This window comes from Janthinobacterium sp. PSPC1-1 (assembly GCF_049897625.1).
GTDB classification, from domain to species: Bacteria; Pseudomonadota; Gammaproteobacteria; order Burkholderiales; family Burkholderiaceae_D; genus Janthinobacterium; species Janthinobacterium tructae.
The window spans coordinates 1,648,005-1,669,138 of record NZ_JAFCWP010000001.1 but is presented as its reverse complement, the minus strand read 5'-3'; the positions used below and the strand labels follow the sequence as shown (position 1 = coordinate 1,669,138).

Here is a 21,134-nt window from a genome sequence, read left to right as displayed (position 1 = left end):
GGCGACAGTACAGCCGGCGCCTGACGTTGATGTGATGGCCCATGCGACGATCTCCTGATTAATGCGACATGCTCATTATCGTTAATCGGCAGGGAGAACAAAGGGCTGAGGTGAGAGGCAATTCCATGCCAGTTTCAGCGCTGGCATGGAAAATATTGCTGGAAAGATTACTTACATGTACTTATTTACGTCCAGCGCGCGCCTTCTGTGCCGCTTCGATGATGGCCACCACGCCGGGCTTGTCGCCCGCCTGGGCGAACTGCGCGGCCGTCCAGCCGTGATCGCTTTTCAGGCTGGCGTCCGCGCCCCAGGACAGCAGCAGCTTGACGGCGCCCTCCTGCCCTTCGCGGGCGGCGAACATCAGCGGCGTGACGTTGGCGGGTGCGCGCGCATCGACCACGGCGTCGCGCTCCAGAAAAATCTTCATGATGGGCAAGTCGCCAGCCGAGGCCGCATAGTGCAGCGCCGTCCAGCCGCTCTGGTTGACCTTGGCGCCCTTGGCCAGCAAGGCGTTGACCGCGTCCTGCTTGTGCTTGTAGGCCGCCATCATCAGCGCCGTATTGCCATTGGCAGAGTGCGCTTCGATGTCGATGCCCGGCGTGTCGAGCAGCAGCTTGAACACTTTATCCGCATCGTCGCGCAGGGCCAGCACGAGGGGAATGTCGCCGCGCTGCGTATCAGGCTGGTTCGGATTCATGCCGTCCGCCAGCATGCTGCGCACGCCGCTGGCGTTGTTGACGGACACGGCGCGGAAGAAGCTGTCCGGATCCGGCGCCGCGTGGCTGGCGGTTGAGCAACACAGCAGCATCGCCAGCGCGAGTTTTTTCATCATGGTTAACCTTAAGAAGTTATGGCAACTGATTGAATAACTTGAAGAAATTTTCCGTCGTCTGCTGCGCCACCTGGGCCAGCGGGATGCCTTTCAGGGTCGACAGGTATTCGGCCACGTGGGCAACATAGCCCGGTTCGTTCATGCGGCCGCGGAACGGTACGGGCGCCAGATACGGCGAATCCGTCTCGATCAGGATGCGCTCGAGCGGTACTTCCAGCGCCACGGCCTGTAAATCCTTGGCGCTTTTGAACGTGACGATGCCGGAAAAGGAAATGTAGAAACCCATGTCGATGGCGGCGCGCGCTACTTCCAGGGATTCCGTAAAGCAATGCATGACGCCGGCCACGCCGCCGTCGGCCACGCCCGCGCCCTCTTCGCGCATGATGCGGATGGTGTCTTCGCTAGCTGCCCGTGTGTGAATAATCAAGGGCTTGCGCGTGATTCTTGACGCCTTGATGTGCGTGCGAAAACGCTCGCGCTGCCATTCCAGGTCGCCCGTCAGGCGGAAATAGTCGAGGCCCGTCTCGCCGATGGCGATGATCTTCGGGTGGTCGGCCAGCCGCACCAGGTCGTCCACCGATGGTTCAGGCGTGTCCTCGTAGTCGGGATGCACGCCGACGGAAGCGAAAATATGCGGATACTGCTCGGCCAGGGCCAGCACCTGCGGGAAGTCCGGCAAGTCGACGGACACGCACAGCGCGTGCGTCACCTTGTTCTCGGCCATCTTGGCGAGGATCTCGGGCATGCGAGCAGCCAGCTCGGGGAAATTGATATGGCAATGGGAATCGATATACATAAGGCGGGATTGTACCGGAGGGAGCAAAAACTGGCAGGGGAAGCGCTGGGCGCAGCCCCCTGCCGTGGCGGTGCGGATGCTCGCAGCCGATTACAGCTGCGAGGCCGGGTGTTCTGCCAGCGGAACGAAGTTGCCGGTCGACTCGTCGAGCGCGTCGAGGGAACCGTTCTCGATGTCATACACCCAGCCATGCAGGGTCAGCCGGTTCTGCGCCATGGCCAGCGCCACCGAGGGATGGGTACGCAGATTATTCAGTTGCGCCACCACGTTGGCGCGCACCATGCCGTCGATGCGCGACTGTTCCGTCGGATGCTCGATCGACTCGTTGATCATGCGCGCCGCGTCGGCATGGTGCAGCCAGCTGCGCACGGCCGGCATATGCTCGAGGCAGGCGCAGGTGGCGATCGCCTTCATCGCACCGCAATCGGAATGGCCGCAAATGACGATATCGCTCACGTTCAGGGCCGACACGGCAAATTCCACCGTGGCGCTGACGCCGCCCGGTTCCGGGCCATACGAGGGCACGATATTGCCCGCGTTGCGTATCACGAAGAGTTCGCCTGGCTCGCGCTGCGTCACCAGTTCCGGCACCATGCGGCTGTCCGAGCAGGAAATGAACAGGGCCTTCGGGGTTTGTCCTGTGGCCAGGGTCTTGAATAACTCGCGGCGCGCGGGAAAAACCTCTTTTTGGAAGCGTAGAAATCCAGCAATAATGTCGCGCATATATAAATAGAATGGTTGGCAGAGCCGATATTATCGCTGATCTGGCGCCTGACTGGCCTATTGCCCCTCGGGCGGCTGCCACAGCTCTACCTTGTTGCCTTCGGGATCGATGACCCAGCCGAACTGGCCATATTCCGAATCGGGCGCCTTCTCCAGCACCGTGCAGCCTTCGTCGCGCAAGGCTTGCAGCAGCGCGTCGAGGTCGTCGACCCGGTAATTGACCATGAAGGCCGCCTTGCCGGGCGCGAACTGCTCGCTGTCCGCTGATGCCACGGACCAGATGGTGGTGCCGCCCGTGGGCTGGCCATCGGCATCCGTCCAGCTGAAGGCGGCCCCGCCCCACGGCTGCACGTCCAGGCCCAGGTGGCGCTGGTACCAGGCGCGCAGCGCGGCCGGGTCTTGCGCGTGGAAGAAGATGCCGCCGATGCCAGTGACCCGTTTCATGCCCGCCTCCCTTGTTGTCCAGTGTCTTGACTGTAACACCGGGTTTCGGGCGTGGCAAACGGACATGGCGCTCTGGTCAAAAAAGTTATCAAGATGTATAGTGAGCGGCCGGTGCGCAGCCATGGGGTTGCGCGCGGATACGTGGAGAGTGTTCATGCTGAAAGTTGCCGGCCCTTTGATACTGCTGGCCTGCCTGGCCCTGACAGCGCCTGCGCATGCACAAGACAAGCGCGACGCGCCCAAGGCCATCCCCGAGGCGGGCTTGTGCGCACCTGTGTGCGCGTCGGCACACCAGGATTGCCGCGCGCAAGTGCAAGGCGCGACGGAAAACGACACCAGCCCCATCTTGTCGATGAAACCCAGCAGCAATCCCTACGTTGCCGCCGGCAGGAATGTCGACGCGCAAGCGGAGCAGCTGCGCCCGACCGAAGCTCAGGCCTTCCGCGCCCGGCGCGCCGAACGCCAGCAAGCGTGCGAAGTGCGCTACCGCAGTTGCACGCGCGCCTGCGGCTGAGTCACTCCAATCGCCAAGCGCGCCAAGCACCAAACAATCTGGATGAACTTGGCAATGCAAGTGCTTGATTTTATTGACAGCTTGATGCGTAGTCGAGCAGCATATCTTCCAGGAATAGCTTGGGCGACAAAGGATGCTCGGCGATCGCCCGGCGCTCGTTTGCGGCCTTGATGGCGGCCATCAAACGGCTGACGTTGATGCGTCCGGCCAAGGCTTCCAGCTCGCGCCGGTGGCGCGGGTAGTAGCGGATGGTGCCGGACAACTTGACGGAAAACACGTCGTACAGCCAGCGCTGCAAGGATGCCACCAGCGGCGCCAGAGGCGCCTTCTGCAATTTGTCCGCCGCTTTCAATGCCGCTTCCACGCCGGGATTGGCCAGCACTTGCAGCAACTGTTCCGTTTCTTCGCGGCCACCCGATTCGGACTGGGCCAGCGCGGCCAGCGGCGCGCCGCCCTGCTCGCGCAGCCAGCTGTCCGCATCGTTCAAGCCCTGGGCCTTGAGCCAGGTCAAGGCCTGCTCATGGCTGGGCATGGGCAAGGCAAACTTGCGGCAACGCGACAAGATCGTCGGCAGCAAGCGGTCCAGGCTGTTCGATGCCAGCAGGAACACGGTGCCCGGCGGCGGTTCTTCCAGGGTTTTCAGCAAGGCGTTCGAGGCGGGCGTGTTGAGCGCCTCGGCCGGGTACAGCACCACCACGCGCAAGCCCTGGCGGTGGGTGGAAATGTTCATGAAATCGGCCAGGTTGCGGATCTGCTCGATCTTGATGTCTTTCGACGGCGTCTTGGTCTTGGCGCTTTTCTTCGCGCCCTCGCCCTCTTCTCCATCGTCCGCCACTTCATCTTCCAGCGCTTCCGGACGGACCCGGCGGTAATCGGGATGGTTGCCCTGGCTAAACCAGCCGCACGAGGCGCACGCACCGCAGGCGTGGCCGTCGGCGCGAACGTCCTCGCACAGCAAGGCTTGCGCGAAATGCTCGATGAAGTCGGCCTTGCCGATGCCTTGCGCGCCATGGAACAAAATGGCGTGCGGCATGCGCGGGCGCAAGGCTTGCAATTGCTGCCAGGCGTCCTGCTGCCAGGGATAGAGAGAACTGATCATTCTTTATTTCTATAAAATCATACGGTTGCAACGCTTTGCTCAAGCAAAACATCAAGCAGTTGCGCAAGCTGCACTTGAATATCGGCAATGCTTTGCGTGGCATCGATGATGCGGAAGCGTTCCGGGAACTGGGCCGCGCGGCGCAGGTACTCGTTGCGCGTGGCGGCAAAGAAGTCCGCTCGCTCCTGCTCGAACTTGTCGAGCTCACGCGTGGCGTCCAGGCGGGCTCTGGCCACGGCCAGCGGCACGTCGAACAAAAACGTCAGGTCCGGCTGCAGGTGCGGGTGCACCCACGCTTCCAGCGCTTCCATCTTGCGCAAGTCCATGCCCCGCCCACCGCCCTGGTAGGCGAAGCTGGCATCGGTAAAGCGGTCGGAAATGACCCACTCGCCCCGCACCAAAGCGGGGGCGATGACTTGCGCGATGTGTTCGCGGCGGCTGGCGAACATCAGCAAGGCTTCCGTTTCCAGGTGCATTTTTTCATGCAGCAGCAGTTCGCGCAGCTTTTCGCCCAGGCTGGTGCCGCCCGGTTCGCGCGACGATACGAGGCTGACGCCCCGCTGCTGCAGGTAGTCGGCGACAAAGCCGATATGCGTCGACTTGCCCGCGCCATCGATGCCTTCGAAGGTGATGAAACGGGGTTGATGGTGTTGTGTCATGAAACTTCTTACTTAATCAGATTAAATTAGCAGATGAAATTAGCAGGTGAAATTACCGCTGGTACTGGTTCACGGCGCGGTTATGGTCGGGCAAGTTGGCCGAGAACTGGCTGGTGCCGTCGCCGCGCGCGACGAAATACAGCGCTTGCGTGCGGGCCGGCGCCAGCGCCGCCGTCAGCGATTGCGCGCCAGCGAGAGCGATCGGCGTGGGCGGCAAGCCGCCGCGCGTGTAGGTATTGTACGGGGTGTCCGCTTCCAGGTCGCGTTTGCGGATCTTGCCCTGGTAGTTGTCGCCCATGCCATAGATCACGGTCGGGTCCGTCTGCAGCAGCATGCCCGTCTTGAGGCGGTTGACGAAGACGCCGGCGATCATGGCCCGTTCGGACTTTTGCCCCGTTTCCTTTTCCACGATGGACGCCATGATCAGCGCCTCGTACGGGTTTTTATACGGCAAGGCCGGATCGCGCTTGTCCCACGCTTCGGACAGGCGGCCTATCATGGCCGTGTGCGCCTGCTTGAAAATCTGCATTTCGCTGGCGCCCTTGGCGAACAGATACGTATCCGGGAAGAACAGGCCTTCCGGCAGCACAAACTCGGGGCTGATTTTCGCCATCAGCTCCTTGTCGGACAGACCCACGGTATCGTGCTTGAGCCCCGGATGGCTGGCCATGGCCATGCGCATCTGCTTGAAAGTCCAGCCTTCGATGATGGTCAGCGACTCTTGCGCGAACTCGCCGCGTGCCAGCTGCGTGATCAGACGCTGCGGCGTCGTGCCCGGTTTCAGCTCGTAGGAACCGGCCTTGATCTTCGACGTCTTGCCTTCGACGCGCGCCAGCAGGTTGAACAGGATGGGCACGATGGGCACGCCCGCGTCCGCGATCTGCTGGCCGGCCGCATGCGCCCCGCTGCCCGGCGTGATCGTAAACGGGATCGCGTCGCCTTCCGTGGTGATCGGCTGCTGCGCCCAGTACACAAAAGTACCACCGACGCCAATGGCGGCGATGACCGAACTGACTACAAGTTTTTTAAAGAAAGCCATTGTTCCGATTCTTGTGATGCGCTCGCTGGCGAGCAGCGCGCTTGTTATGATCGTTCATTTGTGAAGCAATTGCGTGCAAAGCGGCGCCAACACTGGCAATTTTGCCGCTGCCGACGCGATCTGCGCGACATCACTATAATGAACCCGTAATGATAATGCTTAATCGCTGATCTAATGGAAATTATGAATAACTGGAATCAATTTTTAACCGTACAAGGCGCCCGCCCCGCTGCCATCGATGGCGCGCCTGACAGCAGCGCGAACTCTCCTATAGCCGATTTTGGCCAGTCCCTGACAGTGTCCCAACTGCAAGAAGGTTTTGTCGCGGCCATCACGGACCAGGGCTTGATCGGTTTGAACGGCGACGAGGCAGCCAGTTTCCTGCACGGCCAGCTGACCAACGACGTGGAACACCTGGACCAGCAGCAAGTGCGCCTGGCCGGCTACTGCACGCCGAAAGGCCGCCTGCTGGCCAGTTTCCTGATGTGGCGCAACGCCACCACCATTTATCTGCAATTGCCGCGCGCCATACAGCCAGCCATCCAGAAGCGCTTGCAGATGTTCGTGCTGCGCGCCAAGGCCAAGCTGCACGATGCGTCCGTTGATGAGGCCAATCAAGTCATCCTGGGCCTCGGCGGCAAGCAAGCCAGCGCCGCTCTGGCCGCCTGGTTCCCCGTCCTGCCCGCCACGCCGTTCAGCAAGGTCGACCATGCGCTGGGCACCCTGCTGCGCGTGGCCGATGCCTTTGGCAGCGCCCGCTATGAATGGCTGACCTCCGCCGCCACGGCGCGCGACGTGTGGCCGCAGCTGGCTGAAAAACTGGCCAAGGGCGGCAATGACGCCTGGCAACTGTCCGAGATCCACGCAGGCATTCCGCAGGTCACGGCCGCCACGCAAGAGCAATTCGTGCCGCAAATGGTCAACTTTGAACTGCTGGGCGGCGTCAATTTCAAGAAAGGCTGCTATCCGGGCCAGGAAATCGTCGCGCGCAGCCAGTATCTGGGCAAGCTCAAGCGCCGCACCACCCTCGTCAGCATCGCTGATGCAGCGGCAGTGGCCGGCGGCGAACTGTACACCGTCAGCGACCCGGAGCAGCCTTGCGGCATGGTTGTCAACGCCGCGCCGAACGGTAGCGGTGGCATCGACGCCCTCGTTGAAATGAAACTGGGGGCGATAGCCGAAGGTTCAAGCGCCGTCGGCGCCGTGCGATACGGCTCGGCCCAGGGCGCCGCCGTGCAATTCCTGCCCATGCCTTACGTGCTCGACGCACTCGATTTGTGAGAATGCCATGAAAGATTTGTACATTTACTATCAGGTAAAGGAAGAGCACGCCCAGGCGCTGGAAGCCAGGGTCCGTGCCTTGCAAGCGAAACTGGCGGCCGCCTCCGGCGTGGCGCCGCAACTCAAGCGCCGCCCGGAAGTCAAGGATGGCTTGCAGACGTGGATGGAAATCTATCCCGTCGTCGGCGAAGGTTTTGCCGAACTGCTGGCCGCTGCCGCCGACGAGGCGGGCTTGCTGTCATTGACGGCCGGCGCGCGGCATACGGAAGTGTTCATGGATTTGCCTCCATGTGCCTGATCGTTTTTGCCTGGAAAGTCAATCCGCACATCCCGCTGATTGCCGCCGCCAACCGCGACGAATTCTATGAACGCGCCAGCGCCCCCGCCGGTGCCTGGCCCGAGCACCCGCAAGTGTACGCGGGCCGCGACCTGCAGGCAGGTGGCAGCTGGATGGGCATCACGCAGGCTGGCAGCGGCAGTTCGCGCTTTGCCGCCATCACGAATATCCGCAGCCCGCAAGACCGCAACCCGGACGCCCCCTCGCGCGGCGCCCTGGTGGCAGACTATCTGGCCGGCAATATGTCGCCGCAAGACTACATCGCGCAAATCCGCCCCGGATGCAAAGCCTACAATGGTTTTAATCTGGTGCTGGGCGACGCCACTACCCTGATCTGGTTTTCCAACCGCGGCGATGGCGACGCGCGCAATGGCCAGCCATTGGAACCGGGCATCTACGGCCTGTCGAACGCCCTGCTGGACGCGCCGTGGCCGAAAGTCCTGAAAACCAAGGCCCAGTTCGCCAGCCTGCTGTGCCAGGGCGCGCCCGACGACGCGTATTTCGACATGCTGGCCGACACCACGCGCGCACCCGACTTCCGCTTGCCCGACACAGGCGTGCCGCTCGACCTCGAGCGCGTGCTGTCCGCCGTCTGCATCGAAACGCCGGGCTACGGCACGCGCACTTCCACCGTCGTGAAACTGTTCCCGGACTCGCCCGGCGAACTGCATGAGCTGGTGATACAGTAGGTCGGGTAGGTCGGGTAGGTCGGGTTAGCGCGCAAGCGCGTAACCCGACAACACCAGCGCCCTCAACCGGCATCACCACCGTCCCCAACGTCGGATTACGCGCGCCTCTGGCGCGCTAATCCGACCTACGCACGCTTCCCCTCTCTTCATCGAAAAGCCACTCGGCAGGCGTCCGCACAAAAAAGAAAGCGCTTGCGCAAGCGCTTTCTTTTGTTTACGATAGATTCAAACGCGGCGACACAGCCGCACACTATCGCAGCACACAATAATAATAAAACCATCAGGAGACACCATGGCCACCATGGAAGATGTAGCGCGGGCGGCGGACGTATCGCTGTCGACCGTTTCGCACGTACTCAACGGCACCCGCAAGGTCAGCCCGAAAACCGTCGCCGCAGTCAACGCGGCCATGCAGCAGATCGGCTATGTGCCGAACATGCTGGCGCGCGCGCTGGCCGGCTCGTCCTCGGGCACCATCGGCGTGGCCATTTCCGCCTTCACCAATCATTACTTCAGCGAAACCGTGCGCGCCATCGAGGCGGCCTGCACGCGCCATGGCTTGATGATGCTGTTTTCCGATACGCACGACGACCCCGCACAAGAACTCAAAGTGGTGCAAAACTTGCACCAGCGCCGCGTCGACGGCATCGTGCTGGCGCCCTCGGGCGATCCGCACAACCGCGCCCTCGAGTATTTAAACAGCAACAAGATCGCTTCCGTGCTGGTCGACCGCATGTCGCCACAACCGTTCGACCAGGTGGGCGTGGAAAACACCGAGGCGACGGCGCAGCTGGTGCACCACTTGATCGCGACGCACGGCCACCGCCGCATCGGCTTCATCGCGGGCGCGCCCGGCCTGTCCACGACGGACGAGCGTATCGACGGCTACCGCCTGGCCTTGCAGCGCGCCGATATCGTCTTTGATCCCGAACTGCTGCGCTCGGGCGACTCGAATCTCGAGCGCAGCGGCGCGGCGACGCGCGAACTGCTGGCCCTGCCACCTGGGCAGCGTCCGACCGCCATCGTGGCCGGCAATAACCTGATGACCATCGGCACCATGCATGCCTTGCGCGACGCGCACATTGCGGTACCGCAAGATGTGGCCTTGGCCGGCTTCGATGATTTCGACTGGGCCGATTACTTCAGCCCCCGCCTGACCGTGATGGCCCAGCCGCTCGAAGAGCTGGGCGCCATGGCCGTCGACCTCTTGATCGACCGTATCGCCAATCCGGGCCGTGTCCAGCACGTACAACGCTTGTCGCCGACCTTGCGCGTGCGCAACTCCTGCGGCTGCCCCTGACTTTTCACTCTAAACAATATGCATCCAGCGATTTCCCTCGGTATCGACCTCGGTACCTCCGAACTGAAAACCGTGCTGATGGACAGCACCGGCGCCGTGCGCGGCCAGGCTTCCCTACGCCTGGACGTGAGCCGTCCGCAGCCGGGCTGGTCCGAACAGTCGCCGCAAGACTGGTGGGCCGCCTGCGTCAACGCGCTGGGCCAGCTGCGCGCCGGCTGGCCGCAGGACTATGCGCAGATCGCCTGCATCGGCCTGTCGGGCCAGATGCATGGCGCCGTGCTGCTCGATAGTAACGACAACGTGATCCGTCCCGCCATCCTGTGGAACGATGCGCGCGCCGAAGCGGAAGCGGCCGCACTGGCGCGCGACTATCCCGCGTATGCCGACGTGACGGGCAGCCTGCCCATGGCGGGCTTGACGGCACCGAAACTGCTGTGGCTGCAAAAGCACGAGCCTGACGCCTTTGCCGCCATCGCCTGTTTGCTGTCGCCGAAAGACTATCTGCGCCTGCAGTTGACGGGGATCAAACTGACGGACATGTCCGACGCGGCCGGCACCCTGTGGCTGGACGAGGCCAAACGCGCCTGGTTCGCCCCCATGCTGGCCGCCTGCGGTTTGCGTGCGCAACAGATGCCGGCGCTGGCCGAAGGCGATGCGGCCACGGGCACCGTGCTGGCCGCCATCGCCGACCAGCTGGGCTTGCCCGCGAACGTGGTGGTGGCCGGTGGCGGCGGCGACAACCCCGTCTCGGCCGTGGGCATCGGCGCCGTCAATGGCGGCGACAGTTTTATTTCGCTGGGCACCAGCGCCGCCATCGTTTCCGTCACCGAAGAACCGTTGGGCAACCCGGCCGGCGGCGTGCACAGTTTTTGCCACGCCCTGCCCGGGCGCTGGTATGCGATGGGCGCGATCTTGTCCGGCGCCAGCTGCCTGCGCTGGGCCACGGGCGTGCTGGGCCAACCAGATGAAGCGGCCCTGCTGGCGCTGGTGGAAGCGGGCTTGCCGCTCGACACACCCATCGCGCCATCCGCACCGCTGTTCCTGCCCTACCTGTCGGGCGAGCGCACACCGCATAACGACCCGCAAGTGCGCGGCGCCTTCTTGCAACTGGGCCACGACAGCACGCCGGCGCAGCTGGGCTACGCCGTGCTCGAAGGCGTGGCCTTTGCCTTGCGCGACGCCATGGCGGCAGTCACCTCGACCGGTGCCGTCGTTTCCCACTGCATGCTGGTGGGCGGCGGCGCGCGCAGCCAGTACTGGGCGCAATTGCTGGCCAATGTGCTGGGACGCGAAATGCGCACCCTGCACAACAGCGAACTGTCGGCCAGCCTGGGCGCGGCCAAGCTGGGCTTTGCCGCCATCGGCGACACCAGCCTGCTGATGCAGGGTTTGCCCATCAAAAATACTTTCCTGCCCGATGCCGCGCACAGCGCAGCCTTGAGCATCCGTTACGGCCGCTACCGTAGCCTGTTTCCCGCCGTGCAAGCCTTGCACCAACTCAGTGATAAGGAATAGTAATGAATCAGTTGCAACAATTAAAACAGCACAGCACCGTCGTCGCCGACACGGGCGACTTCTTGCAACTGGCGCGTTTCGCGCCGCAAGACGCCACCACCAACCCGTCGCTGATCCTGAAGGCCGTGCTGCAGCCCGATTACGCGCCCTTGCTGGAAAGCACAGTTGCCGCGCATAAAGCCGCCTCGCTGGACGACATCGTCGACCAGGTGCTGGTGCGCTTCGGCCTGGAGATATTGAAAGTCGTGCCGGGCCGCGTGTCGACGGAAGTCGATGCCCGTTTGAGCTTTGACCGCGCCGCCACCGTGGCCCGGGCGCGCCGTCTGATCGCCTTGTACGAGCAGGCTGGAGTAAAACGCGAGCGCGTGCTGATCAAGATCGCCGCCACCTGGGAAGGCATCCAGGCGGCGCGCGAACTGGAAAAAGATGGCATCTTTTGCAACCTGACCCTGCTGTTCGCATTTTGCCAGGCCGTCGCCTGCGCCGACGCCAAAGTGCGCCTGATTTCGCCGTTCGTGGGCCGCATCTACGACTGGCATAAAAAATCGCTGGGCGCGGCATGGGACGAAGCGGCGCGCAGCTTGTCCAACGATCCAGGCGTGCAATCGGTCACGCGCATCTTTAATTACTACAAGCAACATGGCATCGCCACGCAAGTGATGGGCGCCAGCTTCCGCAACGTGGGCCAGATCACGGCCTTGTCCGGCTGCGACTTGCTGACCATCAGCCCGGACTTGCTGGCGAAACTCGAAGCGTCCAACGCACCGTTCGAGCGCGCGCTGGGCGGCGACCTGGGCGCGACGCAGCCGGCCATCACATATGACGAAGCGGCCTTCCGCTACGCCTTGAACGACGATGCGATGGCGACCGAAAAGCTGGCCGAAGGCATCCGCGGCTTTGCCGTCGATGCGGGCAAACTGGACGCCATGATCGAGAAATTGCGAAATCACTAACGTAATCAATAAATTTCACCCGTAGCACCGTTTGTTTTTACAATAAAAACCCTTGGAGATCCTCATGAAAAAAGTCATTACCGCCACCCTGCTGCTGTCCGCCGCGTGCGGCGCCTTTGCCGCCGACAAACCATTGAAATCGATCGGCGTGAGCGTCGGCGACCTGGCCAATCCCTTCTTCGTGGCGATTGGCCGCGGCGCGGAAGAAAGCGCGAAAAAGCTCGGTGGCCCTGGCGTGAAAGTCACCACGGTGTCGAGCAAGTATGACCTGAACACCCAGGTGGACCAGATCGAGAACTTCATCGCCAACAAGACCGACATCATCATCCTGAACGCCGTCGATTCCAAGGGCATCGCACCGGCCATCAAGAAAGCGCGCAACGCGGGCGTGGTCGTGATCGCCGTCGACGTGGGCGCCGTGGGCGCTTCGGCCACGGTGATGTCCGACAACACCATGGCCGGCGACGTGTCGTGCGCCTACCTGGCCAAGCAAATCGGCGGCAAGGGCAATGTGGTGATCCTCAATGGCCCACCGGTCACGTCCGTGATCGACCGCGTTAACGGCTGCAAGAAAACCTTGGCCGCGTTCAAGGATATCAAGATCCTGTCCGACAACCAGAACGCGGGCGGCAGCCGCGATGGCGGCATGACCGTGATGTCGAATTTGCTGACGGCCTATCCGAAGATCGACGCCGTGTTCGCCATCAATGATCCGACGGGTATCGGCGCCGAACTGGCGATCAAGCAATCGAAACGCACGGATGTCAAACTGATCACGGCCGTCGATGGCGCGCCGGACGGCCAGAATGCCCTGAAAAACAAGGCCGGCCTGTTTGCGGCCACCTCGGCGCAAAACCCGTACCGGATGGCCACCGACGCCGTGCAGATGGGCTACGACATCATGAACGGCCGCACGCCGAAACAGACCATGGTGCTGTTGCCGACCCCGGCCATCACCAAGGAAAACGTCGCCACCTACACGGGCTGGGTAAAGAACTGATCTGCCTGACCTGAACCACGTGGCGCCGCCTGCCCGCAAGCCGGCGGCGCCAGTTTCACCAGCAAGGAAGGACAGTCATGAGCGACGATATTATTTTTGAAATGCGCGGCATCGAGAAGCGCTTCGGCGCCACGCGCGCGCTGCGCGGCGTGCACCTGACGGTGCGCAGCGGCGAAATCCATGCCGTGATGGGCGAGAATGGCGCCGGCAAGAGCACCCTGATGAAAATCCTCTCGGGCGTGTACACCCCAGATGCGGGCGAAATCATCCTCGACGGCAAGCCGATCAGGATCCGCAACCCGGGCGAGGCCCGCGCGCTGGGCATCAACCTGATTTACCAGGAACTCAGCGTGGCCAAGAACATGACGGTGGCGCAGAACGTCTTCATGGGCAGCGAACCGCAAGGACCATTCTGGACCGTCAAGGGCGGCGAAATGCGCGCGCGCACGAATGCCATCCTGGCCGACCTCGGTTCCCGCTTTGACGCGGACACCATGGTGTCCAGCCTGTCGATCGCCGAGCAGCAGCAGGTGGAAATCGCCCGCGCCCTCGTGCACGAAAGCCGCATCCTGATCATGGATGAGCCCACTGCGGCCCTGTCCGACCGGGAAACCGAACAATTGTTCCGCATCATCGAAGAACAGCGCGACAAGGGCCTGGCCGTACTGTACATCAGCCACCGCATGGCCGAGGTGGAACGCCTGGCGCGCCGCATCACGGTGCTGCGCGACGGCGCCTATGTGGGCGAACTGGGCAAGGATGAACTGGATCAAAAGAAAGTCGTGCAAATGATGGTGGGCCGCCCTGCCGACGACTTTTATGCGCACCAGCGGCGCACCACGCGGGGCGCCGAGCGCCTGCGCGTGGAAAACGTGGGCGGCGGCAAGGTCAAGCCCGCCTCGTTCGCCCTGCATGCGGGCGAAGTCACGGGACTTGCCGGCCTGGTCGGCGCGGGCCGCACGGAACTGGCGCGGCTGATCTTTGGCGCCGACAAGAAGCAATCGGGGCAAGTGTGGCTCGACGGCCAGGAAGTACACATCAAGCAACCGCTGGCGGCGATACGCCACGGCATCGGCTATTTGCCGGAAGACCGCAAGAGCCTGGGCTTGTTCATGCAATTGTCGGCCATGGAAAACATGTCGATGAATATCCTGTCCAGGCATTCCACGGCGGGCGTGGTCAACCGTGGCGTCCTGACGCAGCTCACGCGCGAGGCGATTGCCAACCTCAACGTCAAGGTCTCGGGGCCGGAAGGCATCGTGGGGGGATTATCTGGCGGCAACCAGCAGAAAGTCTTGCTGGCGCGCTGGCTGGCCATTGCACCGAAAGTGCTGATTCTCGACGAACCGACGCGCGGCGTGGACGTGGGCGCGAAGAGCGAAATCTATAAAATCATCCACCAGTTGGCGGATGCGGGCACGGCCGTGCTGTGCATTTCCAGCGAACTGGCCGAGCTGGTCGGCATCTGCGACCGCGTGATGGTGATGTGCGAAGGACGCCTGACGGGCGAAGTGACGGGCGACGACATCACGCAGGAAAACATCCTCGCCTATGCCACGCAGCTGGAAGCGGCATAAGAATAATCAACAGGAGATAGCAAATCATGACAACTACCACCAGCGGCGCCGCGCGCGCCGGCGAACCCTTTAATGCTTCGAACCTGATGCGCCGCCTGGGCATGCTGCCCGTGCTGGTCGTGCTGTACCTGGCCATGTACGGTCTGACCGTGTATTTCTCGGCCGACGGCACGTCCACCTTCATGACCAGCAACAACACCATGAATATCTTCCGCCAGGTATCGATCAACATCGTGCTGGCCTCCGGCATGACCTTCGTCATTTTGACCAGCGGCATCGATTTATCGGTCGGCTCCGTGCTGGCCGTCTCGGCCGTGGCAGGCATGCTGATGTCCTTGTCGGCGCAGTTCGCCGGCTTTTCGATCCCCACGTTTTTGATCGTCGGCCTGCTGCTGGGTGCGCTCAATGGCGTGCTGGTAGCCCTCGTCGGCCTGAACCCCTTCGTCGTCACCCTGGGCACCATGACTGCCCTGCGCGGCGCCGCCTACCTGTTCGCCGACGGCACCAGCGTGCTGAACACGGAAATCCCCAGCTTCGAATGGATGGGCAACGGCAGCTTTTTGGCCATCCCCTGGCTGATCTGGCTGGCGGCGGCCGTCGTCGTGCTGACGTGGTTTATTTTGCGCAAGACGACCCTGGGCCTGCATATCTACGCCGTCGGCGGCAATATCCAGGCGGCACGTTTGACGGGCATCAAGGTCGGCCTCGTGCTGATGTTTGTCTACACCATCAGCGGCCTGTTCGCCGGCCTGGGCGGCGCCATGTCGGCCAGCCGCCTGTATGCGGCCAACGGCAACTGGGGTACCGGTTATGAACTCGATGCCATCGCGGCCGTCGTACTCGGTGGCACGAGCCTGATGGGCGGCGTGGGTTCCGTCTGGGGCACCGTCATCGGCGCCCTGATCATCGGCGTGATGAACAATGGCTTGACGATCTTGGGCCTGTCGTCGTTCTGGCAGTATGTGGCGAAGGGTGTCGTGATCGTGCTGGCCGTGATTCTCGATAAATGGCGCCAGTCGCACGCACAGAACTGATGGTGCTGGTGGTGTCGGGTTACGCGCTGCGCGCTAACCCGACCTACCGTTGACGTCGTAGGTCGGCGTAGGTCGGATTAGGCCGCAGGCCGTAATCCGACAACACCCAGAGCAAGGCCTAGAACACCAGCCGCATCTCCACATGCGCAATCCCCGCCTCGTCGAATACATCCCCGGCTTGCACGAAACCGTGGCGCGCATAGAATGGCGCGGCCACGGTTTGCGCGTTCAGCACCACGGCGGCATCGCCGCGTGCGCGCGCCTTGTCCATCAGCAAGGTCAAGATGGCGCTGCCCACGCCCGTACCGCGGCCCGGCTGGCGCACGGCCATGCGGCCGATATGGCCGTCCGGCAATAATCGGCCCGTGCCGATGGCGTTGCCGGCCCCGTCATAGGCGACGGCGTGCAGGCAGACGGCGTCCATGTCGTCGAGTTCGATCTCGGCCGGCACTTTCTGTTCATCGACGAAAACTTCAAAACGGATGGCGGTAGCGTCAGGGCCCAGGGTGGCCCAGTCGCCGAGGCGGATGGTGTGCTTGGTCATGGTGTAATGTAGAAACAGACAGGCTGCAATTGTCGCACGGCCTGCCTTTCCACAGAGAGATCAGCTGAGCTTGACCAACTGCTTGCCGAAGTTACGGCCTTTCAACAGGCCAATGAAGGCTTCCGGTGCGCTGGCCAGGCCGTCGGCCACGGATTCGCGGAATTTCAGCTTGCCCGTCGCCACCAGGGTGCCCAGTTCTGCCAGGCCTTGCGGCCAGAATTCCGGCTGTTCCGAGACGATGAAACCGCGCACGGTGAGGCGGTTGGTGAGAATCAGGCGCGCATTGTCGAGCGGCGTCGGTTCGCCGTTGTAGCCGGCAATCCAGCCGCACACGGCCACGCGGCCAAACGCATTGGTGCGCCCCAGGGCCGCATCGAAGATGGCGCCGCCCACGTTTTCATAGATGGCGTCGATGCCGTCCGGCGTGGCCGCCGCCAGGTCGGCCTCCAGATTGCCCCCCTTGTAGTCGACGCAGGCATCGAAACCCAGTTCTTCGACGACATAGCGGCATTTTTCCGCGCCGCCGGCGATGCCGACCACGCGGCAACCTTTCAGTTTCGCCAGTTGGCCCACGACGCTGCCCACGGCGCCGCTGGCGGCCGACACGACGACTGTTTCGCCCGCTTTCGGCGCCATGATCTGGTTCAAGCCATACCAGGCCGTCATGCCGGGCATGCCGACGGCACCCAGGTAGGCGGAGGCGGGAATATGCGTCGTGTCGACCTTGCGCAGCATGGTGCCGTCCGACACGGCCACTTCCGTCCAGCCCAAGGTCCCCACGACCGTGTCGCCCACGGCAAACTTCGGATGTTTCGATTCGAGCACCACGCCCACCGTGCCGCCGATCATGGTTTCATCGAGTGCTTGCGGCGCCGCATAGCTTTTATTGGCGCTCATGCGCCCGCGCATGTAGGGATCGAGCGACAGGTACTGGTTGCGCACCAGCAATTCGCCATCCTGGATGGCGGGGATCTCAGCCGTTTCCAGACGGAAGTTATCTGGCTGCACTTCGGCCGTGGGGCGCGAGGCGAGGACGATGCGTTGGTAGGTGCTCATGAATGCTCCTGTCATTAGTCAAATGAAACCCAAATGCGACAACTGGGGTCGGCCCCGACGGGGGAATGCGTCCCAGTGGGACGCATTCCGATCGCGAAGCGACTGACCCCGGATTTACGCTGTCATTACACTTCATAGTCCATACATTGCCTTGCTTCCCGCACGGCCCCAAAAAACGGCTTGATTTTCACGTGCTCGGGATGGTTCTGGTAAGCGTCGAGCGCTGCGCGGCTGGCGAATTCGCTGTACAGGACGATGTCGTAGGTCGCTTCGAGGCCCGGCTGGGCCACGGCCGCTTCGAATTTCAATATGCCTGGGACCAGGTCCGAACAGGAATCGAGCAAGGCTTTCAGTTTCACGGCGTTCGTGGCGCGGTCGGCGCCTTCGGCGTGGTCTAACAGTTTCCAGAAAACGATGTGCTTGATCATGGTGGCAGGCTGCTTGTTTATTAATGAAGCATGACTGTACCCGCTATCGGCGTATTTTGCAGAGCGCACCGGTGGAATGCAAACGGGCGGCCCTGGAAGCCGCCCGCAGACTGGGTTTGATCTACATCACAGCACTTCGAACAGGCCGGCCGCGCCCTGGCCGCCGCCGATGCACATGGTCACCACCACGTATTTGACGCCACGGCGCTTGCCTTCGATCAAGGCGTGGCCCGTCAGGCGCGCGCCCGACACGCCGTACGGATGGCCGACGGCAATCGCGCCGCCATTCACATTCAGGCGCTCCATGGGGATACCCAAGGTGTCGGCGCAATACAGCACTTGCACGGCAAACGCTTCGTTGAGTTCCCACAGGCCGATGTCAGCCACCGTCAAGCCCGCCTTTTTCAGCAGTTTCGGAATCGCGTAGACGGGGCCGATGCCCATTTCATCGGGTTCGCAGCCGGCCACGGCAAAGCCACGGAAAATGCCCAGCGGCTGCAAGCCCTTCGATTCCGCCACTTTCGCATTCATGACGATGGCCATCGAAGCGCCGTCGGAAAACTGGCTGGCATTGCCGGCGCTGATGACGCCACCGGGCATGGCGGAACGGATCTTGGCTACGCCTTCGTAGGTGGTATCAAAGCGGATGCCTTCGTCGCTGGAGATCGTCACTTCGCGCGACACCAGCATGCCGCTGGCCTTGTCGGCCACGCCCATGATGGTGGTCATCGGCACGATTTCCGCGTCGAACAGGCCGGCCGCCTGGGCGCTTGCTGCGCGCTGCTGGCTTTGCGCGCCATACACATCCTGGCGCTCGCGCGAAATCTGGTAGCGCTTGGCCACGGTTTCGGCCGTCTGCAGCATGGGCCAGTACACTTCCGGCTTGTGTTGCTGCAGCCAGACGTCGCGATACATATGCGTATTCATTTCGTTTTGCACACAGGAAATCGATTCCACGCCGCCCGCCGCATAAATATCGCCTTCGCCGGCGATGATGCGCTGCGCCGCCAGGGCGATGGCCTGCAAGCCCGAGGAACAAAAGCGGTTGACGGTCATGCCGGCCGTCGTGACGGGGCAGCCGCCGCGCAAGGCCACCTGGCGTGCGATGTTGCCGCCCGTGGCGCCTTCGGGGAAGGCGCAACCGACCAGCACGTCTTCCACTTCTTCCGCCTCGATGCGCGCACGCTCGATGGCGGCGGCCAGCACGTGGCCGCCCAGGGTGGCGCCGTGCGTCATGTTGAACGCGCCCTTCCAGGACTTGGCCAGGCCCGTGCGGGCGGTCGATACGATGACGGCTTCATTCATGCTGTGTCTCCTTGTGGAAAATATTATAGGTGGGGTATCTACGGAATCAGAATAGCACATTTAAGTACGGTCGTTCGCAAAGTTCTGACGTGCACCACTAGTAAGCCCCGTGTAAGTTTCAAGCAAGCATGACGTAAGGTTCGGAGAACACACTCGGCTCCAGCTGTTGCAAGAATGGTCAAAAAGACCTCGGCAATGGTTCACTATAAAACATAGGGAGACAAACCATGGCAACACCATCCGGCTCGGCCGACGTACGGAAATTTTCCACCAAGGGAACGCCGATTACACCCGAGGAACGCAAGGTCATTTTTGCGTCCTCGCTCGGCACCGTCTTTGAATGGTACGATTTTTATCTGTACGGTTCGCTCGCTTCCATCATCGCCAAGCAATTCTTCATCGGCGACCCCACCACCACCTTCATCTTCGCGCTGCTGGCCTTTGCCGCCGGCTTCATCGTGCGTCCGTTCGGCGCGCTGGTCTTCGGCCGCCTGGGCGACATGATCGGCCGCAAATACACCTTCCTGATCACGATTTTGATCATGGGCGGCTCCACCTTCATCGTCGGCTTGCTGCCGGGCCATGCCTCCATCGGCATCGCCGCGCCGATCATCCTCGTCATCCTGCGCATCCTGCAAGGCCTGGCACTGGGCGGCGAATACGGCGGCGCAGCCACCTATGTGGCCGAGCACGCGCCTGAAGGCAAGCGCGGCGCATTCACGGCGTGGATACAGACGACGGCAACCCTCGGCTTCTTCCTGTCGCTGATGGTCATCCTGGGCACCCGCCTGGCGACCGGCGAGAAGGATTTCGAGGCCTGGGGCTGGCGCATTCCCTTCCTGGTCTCCGTCATCCTGCTGGGTATTTCCGTCTGGATCCGCCTGGCCATGAATGAATCGCCCGCGTTTTCCAAGATGAAAGCCGAGGGCAAGACCTCGAAAGCGCCGCTGACAGAAGCGTTCGGCAAGTGGAAAAACCTGAAGATCGTCATCCTGGCCCTGATCGGTCTGACCGCTGGCCAGGCCGTCGTCTGGTACACGGGCCAGTTCTACGCCCTGTTCTTCATGATCCAGACCCTGAAAGTGGACCTGGCAACGGCCAACGTGCTGGTCGCCGTCGCCCTTCTGCTGGCTACGCCGTTCTTCCTGTTCTTCGGCAGCCTGTCGGACCGCATCGGCCGCAAGTACATCATCCTCGGCGGCTGCCTGATCGCCGCCCTGACCTACTTCCCGATCTTCAGCGGCCTGACCCATTTCGCCAATCCGCAACTGGAAGCCGCACTGAAGAACTCGCCAGTGGTGGTGGTGGCCGATCCGGCATCGTGCCACTTCCAGTTCAACCTGACGGGCCAGAAGAAATTCCCGTCCTCGTGCGACATCGCCACGGCTTTCCTGTCGAACAGCTCGGTGAATTACACCAAGGAAGACGCACCAGCCGGCAGCGTGGCCAAGGTACGCATCGGCACCAAGGAATTGACCTCGTTTAACGCCGTCATGACGGCCGACGGCTTGAATTTCGACGCGGACAGCAAAGTCAAGGAAGCGGCGTTCAAGAAAGAAATCGGCGCCGGCATCAAGGAAGCGGGCTACCCTGCGAAAGCCGATCCGGACCAGATCAACAAGCCGATGGTGGTCTTGCTGCTGTTCATCCTGGTGCTGTATGTGACCATGGTGTATGGCCCGATCGCCGCCATGCTGGTGGAAATGTTCCCGACGCGCATCCGTTACACCTCGATGTCCCTGCCCTACCATATCGGTAACGGCTGGTTCGGCGGCTTGCTGCCGACCACGGCCTTCGCGCTGGTGGCCTTCAAGGGTGACATTTATTATGGCCTGTGGTATCCGATCGTCATCGCCCTGGCGACGGTGGTCATCGGCACCTTGTTCGTCAAGGAAACCAAGGATAACAATATCTACGCCGACGATTGATCGTTCGCCAGCCCCGGCCGCAACGCCGGGGTCCGCAATGCAAAACGCCGCTGACTGGTCAGCGGCGTTTTTTTTATGCGG

At 62.3% G+C, this 21,134-nt stretch carries 22 protein-coding genes; 11 read left to right on the top strand and 11 right to left on the bottom strand.

Features of this window, described 5'->3' with window-relative positions:
- Positions 1-181 precede the first annotated feature (181 nt).
- The 4 genes from ACP7EG_RS07475 to ACP7EG_RS07460 form a co-directional block, all read right to left on the bottom strand.
- On the bottom strand, positions 182-832 hold the full coding sequence (locus ACP7EG_RS07475; RefSeq protein WP_426087107.1) for an ankyrin repeat domain-containing protein: 651 nt from the start codon (positions 830-832) through the stop codon (positions 182-184).
- A gap of 16 nt (positions 833-848) precedes the next feature.
- Complete coding sequence (locus ACP7EG_RS07470; RefSeq protein ID WP_426087106.1) at positions 849-1,628, bottom strand: TatD family hydrolase; 780 nt, start codon at positions 1,626-1,628, stop codon at positions 849-851.
- Positions 1,629-1,718: 90 nt separating this feature from the next.
- Positions 1,719-2,351 (bottom strand): carbonic anhydrase, encoded by a 633-nt coding sequence (locus ACP7EG_RS07465; RefSeq protein ID WP_426087105.1) that lies wholly within the window; start codon positions 2,349-2,351, stop codon positions 1,719-1,721.
- A gap of 57 nt (positions 2,352-2,408) precedes the next feature.
- Positions 2,409-2,795, bottom strand: coding sequence for a VOC family protein (locus ACP7EG_RS07460; RefSeq protein WP_426087104.1), 387 nt, complete (start codon positions 2,793-2,795; stop codon positions 2,409-2,411).
- Positions 2,796-2,949: 154 nt separating this feature from the next.
- Here ACP7EG_RS07460 and ACP7EG_RS07455 point away from each other — a divergent pair, with 154 nt between their 5' ends.
- Positions 2,950-3,309: a hypothetical protein gene (locus tag ACP7EG_RS07455; protein ID WP_426087103.1), complete on the top strand. Its 360-nt coding sequence runs from the start codon at positions 2,950-2,952 to the stop codon at positions 3,307-3,309.
- Between the two features lie 70 nt (positions 3,310-3,379).
- On the opposite strand, the gene ACP7EG_RS07450 is transcribed toward ACP7EG_RS07455, so the two are convergent.
- The 3 genes from ACP7EG_RS07450 to mltG are packed head-to-tail and all read right to left on the bottom strand — an operon-like array spanning position 3,380 to position 6,106.
- Positions 3,380-4,408 carry a DNA polymerase III subunit delta' gene (locus tag ACP7EG_RS07450; protein ID WP_099763703.1) on the bottom strand — a complete coding sequence of 343 codons (1,029 nt, stop codon included), beginning with the start codon at positions 4,406-4,408 and terminating at the stop codon, positions 3,380-3,382.
- 17 nt (positions 4,409-4,425) lie between these two features.
- Positions 4,426-5,067 carry a dTMP kinase gene (gene tmk, locus ACP7EG_RS07445; RefSeq protein WP_426087102.1) on the bottom strand — a complete coding sequence of 214 codons (642 nt, stop codon included), beginning with the start codon at positions 5,065-5,067 and terminating at the stop codon, positions 4,426-4,428.
- A 52-nt stretch (positions 5,068-5,119) separates the two neighbouring features.
- A complete protein-coding gene (gene mltG, locus ACP7EG_RS07440; protein ID WP_096235533.1) occupies positions 5,120-6,106 on the bottom strand; it encodes an endolytic transglycosylase MltG in 987 nt (328 codons plus the stop codon).
- Between the two features lie 174 nt (positions 6,107-6,280).
- Here mltG and ACP7EG_RS07435 point away from each other — a divergent pair, with 174 nt between their 5' ends.
- From ACP7EG_RS07435 to ACP7EG_RS07395, 9 genes are all read left to right on the top strand, one after another.
- Entirely contained in the window at positions 6,281-7,387 is a 1,107-nt protein-coding gene (locus ACP7EG_RS07435) for a YgfZ/GcvT domain-containing protein (RefSeq protein WP_426087101.1), read from the top strand.
- A gap of 7 nt (positions 7,388-7,394) precedes the next feature.
- Complete coding sequence (locus ACP7EG_RS07430) at positions 7,395-7,685, top strand: DUF4936 family protein (RefSeq protein ID WP_071077248.1); 291 nt, start codon at positions 7,395-7,397, stop codon at positions 7,683-7,685.
- The gene (locus ACP7EG_RS07425) at positions 7,676-8,413 is read left to right on the top strand and encodes an NRDE family protein (protein WP_100873129.1); all 738 of its coding nucleotides are present in this window, start codon (positions 7,676-7,678) and stop codon (positions 8,411-8,413) included. The genes ACP7EG_RS07430 and ACP7EG_RS07425 overlap by 10 nt, the downstream gene beginning before the upstream one ends.
- Before the next feature lie 292 nt (positions 8,414-8,705).
- Complete coding sequence (locus ACP7EG_RS07420) at positions 8,706-9,713, top strand: LacI family DNA-binding transcriptional regulator (protein WP_426087100.1); 1,008 nt, start codon at positions 8,706-8,708, stop codon at positions 9,711-9,713.
- 30 nt (positions 9,714-9,743) lie between these two features.
- Positions 9,744-11,228 carry a xylulokinase gene (gene xylB / locus ACP7EG_RS07415; protein WP_426087149.1) on the top strand — a complete coding sequence of 495 codons (1,485 nt, stop codon included), beginning with the start codon at positions 9,744-9,746 and terminating at the stop codon, positions 11,226-11,228.
- A gap of 2 nt (positions 11,229-11,230) precedes the next feature.
- Positions 11,231-12,181 (top strand): transaldolase, encoded by a 951-nt coding sequence (gene tal, locus ACP7EG_RS07410; protein ID WP_426087099.1) that lies wholly within the window; start codon positions 11,231-11,233, stop codon positions 12,179-12,181.
- A gap of 64 nt (positions 12,182-12,245) precedes the next feature.
- Positions 12,246-13,181, top strand: a complete 936-nt coding sequence (locus ACP7EG_RS07405; protein WP_096235540.1) for an ABC transporter substrate-binding protein — start codon at positions 12,246-12,248, stop codon at positions 13,179-13,181.
- 77 nt (positions 13,182-13,258) lie between these two features.
- Positions 13,259-14,758, top strand: a complete 1,500-nt coding sequence (locus tag ACP7EG_RS07400) for a sugar ABC transporter ATP-binding protein (protein ID WP_426087098.1) — start codon at positions 13,259-13,261, stop codon at positions 14,756-14,758.
- A 26-nt stretch (positions 14,759-14,784) separates the two neighbouring features.
- The gene (locus ACP7EG_RS07395; RefSeq protein ID WP_426087097.1) at positions 14,785-15,792 is read left to right on the top strand and encodes an ABC transporter permease subunit; all 1,008 of its coding nucleotides are present in this window, start codon (positions 14,785-14,787) and stop codon (positions 15,790-15,792) included.
- Between the two features lie 118 nt (positions 15,793-15,910).
- Here ACP7EG_RS07395 and ACP7EG_RS07390 read toward each other — a convergent pair whose 3' ends face one another.
- The 4 genes from ACP7EG_RS07390 to ACP7EG_RS07375 all read right to left on the bottom strand — a co-directional run bounded on the left by ACP7EG_RS07390 (position 15,911) and on the right by ACP7EG_RS07375 (position 19,125).
- Complete coding sequence (locus tag ACP7EG_RS07390; protein WP_426087096.1) at positions 15,911-16,336, bottom strand: GNAT family N-acetyltransferase; 426 nt, start codon at positions 16,334-16,336, stop codon at positions 15,911-15,913.
- A gap of 60 nt (positions 16,337-16,396) precedes the next feature.
- On the bottom strand, positions 16,397-17,392 hold the full coding sequence (locus ACP7EG_RS07385; RefSeq protein ID WP_426087095.1) for an NADP-dependent oxidoreductase: 996 nt from the start codon (positions 17,390-17,392) through the stop codon (positions 16,397-16,399).
- 125 nt (positions 17,393-17,517) lie between these two features.
- Positions 17,518-17,820, bottom strand: coding sequence for a Dabb family protein (locus ACP7EG_RS07380; protein ID WP_426087094.1), 303 nt, complete (start codon positions 17,818-17,820; stop codon positions 17,518-17,520).
- 126 nt (positions 17,821-17,946) lie between these two features.
- Positions 17,947-19,125 (bottom strand): acetyl-CoA C-acyltransferase, encoded by a 1,179-nt coding sequence (locus tag ACP7EG_RS07375; protein WP_426087093.1) that lies wholly within the window; start codon positions 19,123-19,125, stop codon positions 17,947-17,949.
- Between the two features lie 227 nt (positions 19,126-19,352).
- On the opposite strand from ACP7EG_RS07375, the gene ACP7EG_RS07370 reads away from it, so the two are divergent.
- Complete coding sequence (locus ACP7EG_RS07370) at positions 19,353-21,053, top strand: MFS transporter (protein WP_426087092.1); 1,701 nt, start codon at positions 19,353-19,355, stop codon at positions 21,051-21,053.
- Positions 21,054-21,134 lie beyond the last annotated feature (81 nt).

Bases quoted from the DNA above. Each gene is read 5' to 3' on its own strand.
- ACP7EG_RS07475 (WP_426087107.1), bottom strand. From the start codon at position 832: ATGATGAAAAAACTCGCGCTGGCGATGCTGCTGTGTTGCTCAACCGCC.
- ACP7EG_RS07470 (WP_426087106.1), bottom strand. From the start codon at position 1,628: ATGTATATCGATTCCCATTGCCATATCAATTTCCCCGAGCTGGCTGCT.
- ACP7EG_RS07465 (WP_426087105.1), bottom strand. From the start codon at position 2,351: ATGCGCGACATTATTGCTGGATTTCTACGCTTCCAAAAAGAGGTTTTT.
- ACP7EG_RS07460 (WP_426087104.1), bottom strand. From the start codon at position 2,795: ATGAAACGGGTCACTGGCATCGGCGGCATCTTCTTCCACGCGCAAGAC.
- ACP7EG_RS07455 (WP_426087103.1), top strand. From the start codon at position 2,950: ATGCTGAAAGTTGCCGGCCCTTTGATACTGCTGGCCTGCCTGGCCCTG.
- ACP7EG_RS07450 (WP_099763703.1), bottom strand. From the start codon at position 4,408: ATGATCAGTTCTCTCTATCCCTGGCAGCAGGACGCCTGGCAGCAATTG.
- tmk (WP_426087102.1), bottom strand. From the start codon at position 5,067: ATGACACAACACCATCAACCCCGTTTCATCACCTTCGAAGGCATCGAT.
- mltG (WP_096235533.1), bottom strand. From the start codon at position 6,106: ATGGCTTTCTTTAAAAAACTTGTAGTCAGTTCGGTCATCGCCGCCATT.
- ACP7EG_RS07435 (WP_426087101.1), top strand. From the start codon at position 6,281: ATGGAAATTATGAATAACTGGAATCAATTTTTAACCGTACAAGGCGCC.
- ACP7EG_RS07430 (WP_071077248.1), top strand. From the start codon at position 7,395: ATGAAAGATTTGTACATTTACTATCAGGTAAAGGAAGAGCACGCCCAG.
- ACP7EG_RS07425 (WP_100873129.1), top strand. From the start codon at position 7,676: ATGTGCCTGATCGTTTTTGCCTGGAAAGTCAATCCGCACATCCCGCTG.
- ACP7EG_RS07420 (WP_426087100.1), top strand. From the start codon at position 8,706: ATGGCCACCATGGAAGATGTAGCGCGGGCGGCGGACGTATCGCTGTCG.
- tal (WP_426087099.1), top strand. From the start codon at position 11,231: ATGAATCAGTTGCAACAATTAAAACAGCACAGCACCGTCGTCGCCGAC.
- ACP7EG_RS07405 (WP_096235540.1), top strand. From the start codon at position 12,246: ATGAAAAAAGTCATTACCGCCACCCTGCTGCTGTCCGCCGCGTGCGGC.
- ACP7EG_RS07400 (WP_426087098.1), top strand. From the start codon at position 13,259: ATGAGCGACGATATTATTTTTGAAATGCGCGGCATCGAGAAGCGCTTC.
- ACP7EG_RS07395 (WP_426087097.1), top strand. From the start codon at position 14,785: ATGACAACTACCACCAGCGGCGCCGCGCGCGCCGGCGAACCCTTTAAT.
- ACP7EG_RS07390 (WP_426087096.1), bottom strand. From the start codon at position 16,336: ATGACCAAGCACACCATCCGCCTCGGCGACTGGGCCACCCTGGGCCCT.
- ACP7EG_RS07385 (WP_426087095.1), bottom strand. From the start codon at position 17,392: ATGAGCACCTACCAACGCATCGTCCTCGCCTCGCGCCCCACGGCCGAA.
- ACP7EG_RS07380 (WP_426087094.1), bottom strand. From the start codon at position 17,820: ATGATCAAGCACATCGTTTTCTGGAAACTGTTAGACCACGCCGAAGGC.
- ACP7EG_RS07375 (WP_426087093.1), bottom strand. From the start codon at position 19,125: ATGAATGAAGCCGTCATCGTATCGACCGCCCGCACGGGCCTGGCCAAG.
- ACP7EG_RS07370 (WP_426087092.1), top strand. From the start codon at position 19,353: ATGGCAACACCATCCGGCTCGGCCGACGTACGGAAATTTTCCACCAAG.